8 protein-coding genes are annotated in these 10,810 nt (G+C 35.8%); 7 read left to right on the top strand and 1 reads right to left on the bottom strand.

Features of this window, described 5'->3' with window-relative positions:
• Window positions 1-154: 154 nt before the first annotated feature.
• Window positions 155-1,216 (top strand): SLAP domain-containing protein, encoded by a 1,062-nt coding sequence (locus CP357_RS08310; protein WP_158227265.1) that lies wholly within the window; start codon window positions 155-157, stop codon window positions 1,214-1,216.
• Window positions 1,217-1,267: 51 nt separating this feature from the next.
• On the opposite strand, the gene CP357_RS08315 is transcribed toward CP357_RS08310, so the two are convergent.
• Entirely contained in the window at window positions 1,268-2,101 is an 834-nt protein-coding gene (locus tag CP357_RS08315; protein WP_056945528.1) for an AraC family transcriptional regulator, read from the bottom strand.
• A gap of 222 nt (window positions 2,102-2,323) precedes the next feature.
• On the opposite strand from CP357_RS08315, the gene CP357_RS08320 reads away from it, so the two are divergent.
• The 6 genes from CP357_RS08320 (at window position 2,324) to CP357_RS08345 (ending at window position 10,648) form a co-directional block, all read left to right on the top strand.
• Window positions 2,324-4,261 (top strand): PTS sugar transporter subunit IIA, encoded by a 1,938-nt coding sequence (locus tag CP357_RS08320; RefSeq protein ID WP_098037040.1) that lies wholly within the window; start codon window positions 2,324-2,326, stop codon window positions 4,259-4,261.
• Between the two features lie 10 nt (window positions 4,262-4,271).
• Entirely contained in the window at window positions 4,272-6,473 is a 2,202-nt protein-coding gene (locus CP357_RS08325; RefSeq protein ID WP_098037041.1) for an alpha-galactosidase, read from the top strand.
• Between the two features lie 9 nt (window positions 6,474-6,482).
• A complete protein-coding gene (gene gtfA / locus CP357_RS08330; RefSeq protein ID WP_098037042.1) occupies window positions 6,483-7,925 on the top strand; it encodes a sucrose phosphorylase in 1,443 nt (480 codons plus the stop codon).
• 155 nt (window positions 7,926-8,080) lie between these two features.
• Window positions 8,081-8,692 (top strand): GTP pyrophosphokinase family protein, encoded by a 612-nt coding sequence (locus tag CP357_RS08335; protein WP_198995871.1) that lies wholly within the window; start codon window positions 8,081-8,083, stop codon window positions 8,690-8,692.
• A gap of 7 nt (window positions 8,693-8,699) precedes the next feature.
• Window positions 8,700-9,365: a response regulator transcription factor gene (locus CP357_RS08340; RefSeq protein WP_087236317.1), complete on the top strand. Its 666-nt coding sequence runs from the start codon at window positions 8,700-8,702 to the stop codon at window positions 9,363-9,365.
• Window positions 9,366-9,373: 8 nt separating this feature from the next.
• Window positions 9,374-10,648: a cell wall metabolism sensor histidine kinase WalK gene (locus tag CP357_RS08345; protein WP_098037044.1), complete on the top strand. Its 1,275-nt coding sequence runs from the start codon at window positions 9,374-9,376 to the stop codon at window positions 10,646-10,648.
• The last annotated feature ends 162 nt before the right edge of the window (window positions 10,649-10,810 follow it).

Raw genomic sequence — 10,810 nt, forward strand, 5'->3', positions numbered from 1 at the left:
TATAAGATAGGCGAAAAGGCAGGTCTTTTCGCCTTTATTTTATACAAAAAAAGAGATCGAATCCAAATGATTCGATCTCTAAAAAAGCACCCTTAATTGTCAATGTCTTAACTTAATGACATTGGTTCTTAAATATTATGGTAAGCCAACTCCTTTGAAAACATATATTGGTACTTCGTCTCAGACTAGTAACGGCGATATTAAGATGTATTACAGCATTGGTAATGGTTATTATATTAATGCTAAAAATGTTGGCTTGCCAAATGGTCCAGCCAATTTGACTATCGATCATAATTCATATGTGTACAATTATAAAGGCCAACGTAAAAAGGCAAAAACAATAAAAAAGAATACTACTCTAGAAGTACCTGGTAAATTTGAAGAAATTAATTCTCCTAAAAAGTTTTATTCTGAGTACTTGTCTTCCTCCGGTATTAAATTTGTTTCTTGGCAAAAGCGGCATCGTTTTTGGTTAAAGTATAAGACAATTCATGGTAAACAATACTACCGCATTGGCAAGAATCGCTATATCAAGGCAAATAATGTGCGCTATCTTGATGGTAAGCCGATTTACGTCGATAAGAAAGAGACTACCGTTGTTTTGAAGAGCGGTCAGCAAATCGTCAATAGAAATTCTAATCGTGAAAGTGGACGTTACTATAAAAAAGGTAAGAAACTAGTAGTTGATAAGTATATTTCAACTTTCCGCGGCTATCCTGATGACTTCTGGTTCAAAACAGGAGTTGGAGATTCAGTTTTCTACCATGTTAAAGGAACCAAGGATGATTGGTTTTGGGGACGTGTCTCCGAAGTTGATGTCAAACGTCATATTGAACCGGTTAATGTTTTTAATCAAAAGAATACAACTATTCAGGCAAAGCCGGGAATTACCAAGGCTGCGATTTACAATAGTCATGGTGAACAAGAGTATGACGACAAGTTCTTAAAAGCTACTAATTACAATCAAGCTGGATATTATCCAATAATTGTTAAAGAACTAAAATATATTTACGTTCCAAGTAGCAAGAAAGTAAAGTTGTTCTATCGGATAAAGAATAATGACTACATGCAATTCTTTGTTAATAAAGAGAGGAAAGGCATTGGATCGGACCCTAGAATTAACGACTTCTATTTGAAAGTTGAAGACTTTGAATATGTTGCTGGTCCAAAATTAACGCCAGTTAACACGCCTGCTGAAGCTGAGAAAGATAAATAATGGAGAATCAATAAGTAAAAAAGATTGGAAACCAAATGATTTCCAATCTTTTTATTTCGTCAAACTTTGGCGATAGATTTTTGGACTGAAGCCAGAATACTTCTTGAATGCCTTTGAAAAGGTAAATTCATCATTATAACCAATAATTCTTGAAATCTCCTGAATCGTATTATCAGTATTAGCTAGATATTCTTTAGCTTGTTCCATCCGTAAATTGATCAAAAATTGTTGTGGAGAAAGCCCTAGATTGTTTTTAAAAAGAGTATAAAGATAACTGCGAGAAAGATCCATCTTGTTGCAAAGATCAATGATTGACAGAGATGAATCTTCGAAGTTTTGTCTTAAATAAGTAATAGCAGCACGCAATTGCTCGTCCTTAGTGGCTGAATTCTTTCTTCTCTTGGTAGGATATTCAATATTCAAATTGTAAAAAGTGTAATAAAGCAAAGCTTCGATCAGTATGTCATTAGTAAGAGAGCTAGGTGAATGTGCGGCCTCAAATAAATTCTGCAGGCTCTGACAAAATTTGCTGTCCTGAACCTGCCTTAAATAATTTTGCGTAGATAAAATTGAGTCTGAAAGCATCGCTCTAATTTTAATACCGGATAATCCTAACCAAAAATAACTCCAAGGCTCTTTACTATCTGCTTGATAAAAGCAGGGTACGCCTTTAGGAAGAATAAACACATCCCCAGCTTGCAAGGTAACCATGGAGTGATTTGCCGAAGCAAAAGTTCCCTTGCCTCGTTGAATGTAGTGAATAACATAGTTATCACGTACATTATTGCCTTTAAAAGTATAATTAGGCGCACAATTTTCTTGTCCCCAGAATAAAATATTGCTTTCTAAGCTTTTATTGCTTAATGCTCTGTATGATCCATCCATAAAAATGCCTCAATTTTACTATTTATACATGTCTTTATGTCTTTAGCTTTGCTATATAATACAATGATATCACTGATTGGTGAATTAAGCATGTTTTTATGTTCATTAAAAATAATGACATAAATCGTGATGACAGTGCTATGGTTAAAAATTCTTCTCTGACAGATAATAATAACTATAATGAAAGCGAATACATGAACGCTATAGAGGGGGAAAGATCTGATGAAAAAAGATCAAGGAAAAATGTCAATAGGCGCACGACTAGCTTATAGTTTTGGTGCCTTTGGTAATGATTCATTCTATGGATTGTTATCAGGATATTTAATTATGTTTATTACGTCACACTTGTTTAATACTGGTAATGCGGCAGAAGATGCCAAAATGATCAGTATCGTGACATTGATTATCATGGGTTTAAGAATTGTAGAATTATTCATTGACCCATTTATCGGTAATGCGATTGACCGTACTAAAACTCGTTGGGGTCACTTCCGTCCATGGGTTGTAGTTGGTGGTTCAATCTCTGCAGTCATTCTTTTAATGTTATTTACTAACCTAGGTGGTTTGTATCAAAAGAATGCTATCTTATACATGATTGTCTTTGGTGTTTTGTATATCACCATGGATATCTTCTATTCATTTAAGGATGTCGGCTTTTGGTCAATGCTTCCATCATTAACTACTGATTCACGTGAACGTGAAAAGACAGCTACTTATGCTCGTGTTGGTTCAACTGTCGGTGGTGGTTTAGTTGGTATCCTAGTTATGCCAGCTGTAATCTTCTTCTCAGCCAAAGCTACTTCAACTGGTGATGACAGAGGTTGGTTTATTTTTGCAGCAATCATTTGTGGTATCGCATTTGTTTCTGCTTGGTGTGTTGGTTTATTCACTCGTGAAGTAAACAGTGATATTCGTAAGAATAAAAAAGATACTAAAGGTATCGTTGGTATCTTTAAAGCATTATCTGGTAACGACCAATTAATGTGGGTAGCTTTAGCTTACTTATTCTACGGTATTGGTATTAACATTACCAACTCTCTTGAAGTCTACTACTTCACTTACATTATGGGTATGCCAAAGGCATTCTCAATTTTTTCAACCATTAACATTTTATTAGGTATTATTGCAACATCATTGTTCCCGATCTTGTCTAAGAGAATGAGTCGTAAAGCACTTTTCACAAGTTGCTTAGTTGTAATGCTTTGTGCAATGGGAATCTTTGCTTTTGCAGGTAGCAATCTTCCATTAGTTTTACTTGCTGCATCATTATTCGGTTTCCCACAACAAATGGTCTTCTTGATCGTTTTAATGATTATTACCGACTCTGTTGAATATGGTCAATTAAAACTTGGTCACCGTGACGAATCACTTGCTTTGTCAGTTCGTCCATTGATCGATAAATTCGGTGGTGCCGTTTCTAACGGTGTTGTTGGTCAAATTGCCATCATGGCAGGTATGACTACAGGTGCAACAGCCGCATCAATTACCGCTGCTGGTAAGATGAACTTTAAGTTGATGATGTTTGCTGTACCAGCCGTAATGCTTGTTATTGCGATTATTATCTTTGCTACTAAGGTCATCTTAAGTGAACAAAAGCACGCAGAAATTGTTGCTGAACTTGAAAAAACTTGGGGTAAGAAGTATGCTGGCGATCAAGATGCTGCTAAGTCAGCTACTGGTCAAATTGAATTAGCTACTCCAATTGCTGGTAAGTTAATGAATTTATCAGAAGTTAACGATCAAACATTCTCAAGTGGCTCTGTTGGCCAAGGCTTTGCAATTAAGCCAGAAGATGGTCGAGTATTAGCACCATTTGACGCAACTGTTCGTCAGGTCTTTACTACTAGACACGCAGTTGGTCTTGTTGGTGATAATGGATTAGTATTATTAATTCACATTGGTCTTGGCACCGTTAAATTAAAGGGTACTGGCTTTGTCTCATATGTTGAAGAAGGTCAAAAAGTTAAGAAGGGCCAAGAATTAATCGAATTCTGGGATCCAACTATTAAGAAGGCTGGACTTGATGATACTGTAATTGTAGTAGTTACTAACTCAAATGAATTTGAAAATATTAAATTAACAGCTAAGGCAGGTACTGAGGTCAAGGCAGAAGATAAAGTCATGACTTTGGCAGCTAAAGAAAAAGTTGAAGCTAAATAGGAGAAAAATTATGGCAGAAGAATTAATTACTTTCGACGAAAAGAATAAAGTCTTTCATCTTCATAATGAGCAAATTTCATATCTTCTTTCAGTAGAAGATGGCGATACGCTTTGTCATTTATACTTCGGTAAAAAAGTAAATAATTATCATGATGAATTGCGTTACCCAAGAGTCGATCGTGGTTTTTCCGGTAACTTACCTGGCTCATTAGATAGAACTTTTTCTCGCGATTCTTTACCTAAGGAATATAGTACAGCAGGCGAAATGGATTATCATACGCCAGCTGCGGTTGTCCGCCAAAAAGATGGTTCTAATGCTTTGTTTTTAACTTACAAGGATTACCAAATTGTGGATGGTAAGCCGGACTTGAAAGGATTGCCTCATTCATGGGTAAAGGATAATAATGAAGCTCAAACTTTGATCATTACTCTTGAGGATCAAAAGACTAAGCTTGATTTTGACTTATTGTACACCATCTACCGTGATCGTCCTGTAATTGTAAGATCAGTAAAGGTTAAAAATTCAGGCGATGAAACAGTCAATATTGAAAAAGTTGCTTCAATGCAGCTTGATTTTGTCGATCGCAACTTTGATTCAATTACTTTACCGGGTGCTCACGCCCATGAAAGAAGAGTGGATCGCGAACACATTAACCAAGGTATTCACGTCTTTTCTAGTCACCGCGGTACTTCCAGTCACCAAATGAATCCATTCTTGGCTTTAGTTGATCCAGATACCAATGAATTTAATGGGGATGCTTATGGTTTTGCCTTTGTTTACTCTGGTAATCATAAGTTTGAAGTTGAAAAAGATCAATTTGCTCAGACTCATGTTAATGTTGGTATTAATGATTTCAACTTTAACTGGCAACTACCTGCTGGGGATGAATTCCAAACTCCAGAAGTCTTGATGGTTTACTCAGATCAAGGTTTAAACAAGATGAGTCAAGCATTCCATAGCTTGATTCATGATCGAATTATTCGTAGTAAATACAAGAATGAAGTACGTCCAATCTTAGTTAATAACTGGGAAGCAACCTACTTTGATTTTAATGAAGATAAGTTAAAGACTATTGTAGATGATGCTAAGAAGCTTGGCATTGAGATGTTCGTTTTAGATGATGGCTGGTTTGGTCATCGTGATGACGATAATACTTCATTAGGTGATTGGAAAGTTTATAAAAAGAAGTTTCCAAATGGTTTAGGACATTTTGCAGATTATGTTCACGATCAAGGGATGAAATTTGGTCTATGGTTTGAACCTGAAATGATTTCATATGATTCTGATCTTTACAAAGAACATCCAGATTATTTGATGCATGTTCCTGGCAGAAAACCAAGTCCATCCAGAAATCAATACTTGCTTGACTTGGGACGCAAGGAAGTACGCGACAATATTTATAACCAAATGGAAAAGATCTTGGGATCAGGCAAGATTGACTATATTAAGTGGGACATGAATCGTCACTTATCAGATATCTATGAAGCTGATTTACCAGCTAATCGTCAAGGTGAAGTTTACCACCGTTATGTATTAGGTCTTTATGATTTACTTGAAAGAATAGTTGATGCTCATCCAGATCTGTTAATTGAAGGCTGCTCAGGCGGTGGCGGTAGATTTGATGCCGGTATGGCTTACTATGACCCACAAATCTGGGCTAGTGATGATAGCGATGCAATTGATCGTTTAACCATTCAATATGGTACAAGTTTGGTTTACCCGCAATCAATGATGACTTCTCACGTTTCAGTTAGTCCTAATGAACAAAATGGCAGAATTACTCCATTTAATACCCGTGGCGTTGTTGCCATGTGGGGTGATCTTGGTTATGAACTTGATTTAACTAAGATGAATGAGGAAGATCGTGAAGCTGTCGCAAAGCAGGTGGCAGAATACAAGAAGATTAGAAAAGTTACTCAATTTGGTAAGTTCTACCGCTTGAAATCCGCTCAAACCAGCAATCAATGTGCTTGGGAAACAGTTTCACCTGATAAAAACGAAGTAATTTTATCAACGGTAAAAGTGATGGCAAGTGCACAACCATATTTCACTAAGACTAAGCTAATTGGTCTTGATCCAAATAAACAATATGAAGATCAAAGAACGCACCAAGTTTATGGCGGCGACGAATTGATGAATATGGGTATCTATGATCCAGTTGAACATGGTGACTTTAAGGCTTATATGTACTACTTCAAAGCAATAAAATAGGAGTAAATTATGGCAATTACAAATAAGGTCATGCTAATTACTTATCCAGATAGCTTGGGTAAAAATTTAACAGAATTAAACGAAGTTTTAGAAAATGACTTAAAAGGTGCAGTTGGTGGCATTCACTTGTTGCCATTCTTTCCCTCAACTGGTGACCGCGGTTTTGCGCCAACTGATTACACTACAGTAGACCCTAAGTTTGGTGATTGGGCTCAGGTTGAAGCATTAGGTGAAAAATATTACTTGATGTTTGACTTCATGATTAACCATATTTCTAGACAATCTAAATATTATCAGGATTTTCAAGAGCACAAAGACAAAAGTCCATATGCCAAGCTGTTTCTTAGCTGGGACAAGTTTTGGCCTGAAGGCCGTCCTACTCAAGCTGATGTTGATTTAATTTATAAGCGTAAGGACCGTGCGCCTTATCAGGAAATAACCTTTGCCGATGGTACCAAAGAGAAGTTATGGAACACTTTTGGACCTGAACAAATTGATTTGGATGTTCGTCAAAAAGTAACTCAAAAGTTTATCAAAGATACTTTGATTAGCCTAATTAAACATGGGGCAGATATTATTCGCTTAGATGCCTTTGCTTATGCAGTTAAGAAACTTGATACCAATGATTTCTTCGTTGAACCAGAAATCTGGGATTTATTGAAGCAAGTTCAAGACGATATTGCAGACGAGGGTGCAACCATTTTACCGGAAATTCATGAGCATTATTCAATGCCATTCAAGATTGCTAAGCATGGCTACTTTATCTATGATTTTGCTTTGCCAATGGTAACTCTTTACTCACTTTATTCTGGTAATTCTAATCGTTTAGCAGCCTGGCTCAAAAAGTGTCCAATGAAACAATTTACTACTTTGGATACCCATGACGGCATTGGTGTAGTTGATGCGCGTGATATCCTTTCTCCTGAGGAGATCGACTATACCAGTCAAGAGCTATATAAAGTTGGTGCCAACGTTAAGAAGAAGTATTCTAGTGCTGAATATCATAACTTAGACATTTATCAAATCAATACTACGTTTTATTCAGCTCTTGGTGATGATGATCAAAAGTACTTCATGGCACGACTCTTGCAAGTCTTTGCACCAGGCATTCCACAAGTTTATTATGTAGGGATGCTAGCTGGCAAGAATGATATTAAATTGCTGGAAGAAACTAAAGAAGGTAGAAATATCAACCGTCATTATTACAGCAAAGCAGAGATTGAAAAAGAAATTCAACGTCCGGTTGTTGCATCATTACTCAAGCTCTTCACTTTTAGAAATACAGAAGCTGCATTTGACTTGAATGGTTCAATTGATATTTCTACTCCTAATGAAAATGAAATTCGAATCGTCCGTATGAATAAAGAACAAACTAGAAAAGCTGAACTAGTTGCAAACTTGAAAGATTTAACTTATCAAGTGCTAGTGAATGGTGAACAGATAAAATTCTAAACCCTTTCTCTTACTCTCTCTCAATTTAAAAAGCATATGTCGATAATTATTCGATGTATGCTTTTTCATTTGTAATCTTAATTCCTTAATAATTGTTCCTTCAAAGAAAAGTCAAATTTCATTGTTATGATGAATATAGGAAGAAGGGATAAATGTTGAATATTTACGGAGAATATACCCCTGTTTTAGATAAATTGCTTAAACAAATGACGGAGCAATTTACTACTTTAAATCAAAATTATGAAAAAAAGTATCACGAAAGACTTTATGAACACTTGCGTGGTCGAGTTAAAAGCGAAAAGAGCATGGAAGATAAATGCCAACGGAAGGGATTACCACTTACGCCCAATTCTGCCTTAAGGGAAAATCGAGATAGCGTTGGTTTACGTATCATCTGCAATTTTGTCGATGATATCTACACTTGCATTGCAGCTATTAAAAAATGGGACAACGTTAGTGTAGTGAAAGAAAAAGATTATATTACTAATGCTAAACCTAATGGTTATCGTTCTTATCATATGATTTTAGATGTAATGGTTCCCGAGCAAGATGTCGATGGTAATATTCCAGGACATTATTTTGTCGAAGTACAATTAAGAACAATTGCCATGGATACTTGGGCAAGCTTAGAGCATGAAATGAAGTATAAACATCAAATCAAGAATCCAGAAATGATTGGTAAAGAACTGAAAAGAGTTGCTGATGAATTGGCATCTTGTGACATTAGTATGCAAACCATCAGACAATTGATTAGAGAAGGGGATTGATTATTTAATGAAGATTTTAGTCGCAGAAGATGAACCACAACTACTCAGAGTATTAACTGTTGCCATGCAAAAGGCAGGTTATGAAGTTGATCCTGTCGATAATGGCTTAAAAGCCGTTGAACACACTAAGGAAAATTCATATGATGTCATTATCTTGGACATTATGATGCCGGTAATGGATGGAATTACCGCTTTAAAAAAAATTAGAAAAAGTGGTGATAAGTCATATATTTTAATGCTTACCGCAAAGTCAGAAATTGATGATCGAGTAACTGGCCTTGATAGTGGGGCAGACGATTATATAACTAAACCATTCTCATTAAAAGAATTGCTGGCTAGACTGCGTTCAAAGGAGAGAAGAGAGGATGACTTTACTCCTAATGAAGTGAGCGTTGGTGATGTTACTCTGAATGTGTCTGAACAAGAATTAGTGAGTCATAATTCCATTCGGTTAAATGGACAAGAAACGCAGTTGATGGATTACTTTATTTTGAATGAAGGAAAAGAATTATCGACTGAAGAATTACTTAGCCACGTATGGCGCAATGACGAAGATGCAAACAGCGACATAGTTTGGATATATGTCTCCTATTTAAGACAAAAATTGCAATCAATTCAAAGTTCTGTGAAGATTAACGGAATAAAAGATGGTAATTATAGCTTAGTTAAGTAGGTGATAAGATGATTCAAAAATTTCGCTGGAAATTTATTGGTGCTTCTGTCGCTGCTTTATTGATAGTTTTGTTAATTACACTAGGTAGTTTGGTAGGAATTACTCGTATTCAAAATCAAAATGAAGTTAATCGAGTTTTGACCGCTTTAGTAAAAAATGAGGGTCATCTTTCACCGCATAATGCGCAGCCGGCTTTTGGCAATCAGGATGACTTAATTAATCGAAATTTTTTAGCGGGAAAATATAATCCTGAAGCTGTTTATCAATATCGCTATTTTGCCGTAACAGTTGATGCTAGCCATCAAGTTAAGGTTATTAATAACAATAACGTTTATAAGATTAAAAATACTGAAATTGCTGATATTACTCGCAGAACATTGGCTGAACATAATAAGCAAGGAAATATTAAGGCGGGACAAAATCAGTATGCTTATAGAGTTACCAAAGATTCAGCTGGTCAAACTTTAATCGTCTTTTTAAATGAGACCTTAATTTATAATCGTTTTTGGTTGATGTTCAGAGTGGCAGTGGTTTTAGGAATTGGCGCATTAATTGTATTCGCATTAGTGCTAATCTTAGTTTCTCGCAGAGCAATTAAGCCGATTATTGATACATATCACAAGCAGCAGGAATTTATTACTAATGCGGGGCATGAGCTGAAGACACCTTTAGCGGTGATTTCTGCTAATGCCGAAATGGAAGAAATGTTAGGTAATGACTCGGAATGGAATCAAAGTACCAAAGAACAGGTTGATAAGCTAACTAAATTAGTTAATCGATTAATTTCATTAGCTAGAGCGGGTGAAATGGGAGAATTAACTTTAAGTAAAGTTAATTTCTCAAAAATTGTTAAACAATCAACTCAAGATTTTAAATCGATCATGAAAAAGAATGACCTGACATATCAGGTTTCTATTCGTGAAGGATTAAATGTAATTGCTGAAAAGCATTCATTGGCAGAAATCATTAATATTTTGCTTGATAATGCTAGAAAATATTGTGATCCACATGGCAGAATTAGAGTGGAATTATCCAAGAGTCCTTTGAGCAAGAATGCTGTTTTGCGTATCAGCAATACTTATAAAGAAGGCAAAAACAAAAATTATACTCACTTTTTTGAAAGATTTTATCGAGAAGATGAATCGCATAATTCTAAAAAAGGCGGCTTTGGCATCGGTCTCGCGATGGCACGCGAGTTAGTACAGGCTTTTCGTGGCAAGATCTCAGTTGGCTACAAGGGCGAAGACATTGTTTTTACCGTTAGTCTTAAAATAGTCAAATAGTTTCTTGATAGTTGTATAATAAAAATAGAAATCGAGGGACTGATTTGACTAAGAGAAAATCTATTTATAGCAAAGATGTTGTCTTAGTAATGGCAGCATCTTTTTTCTTGTGTGTCGGGCATGACATTTCATCTAGTCTAGTGAAAGTCTAGACCACGGGTA

This window comes from Lactobacillus sp. UMNPBX6 (assembly GCF_002553975.1).
GTDB lineage: Bacteria > Bacillota > Bacilli > Lactobacillales > Lactobacillaceae > Lactobacillus > Lactobacillus gallinarum.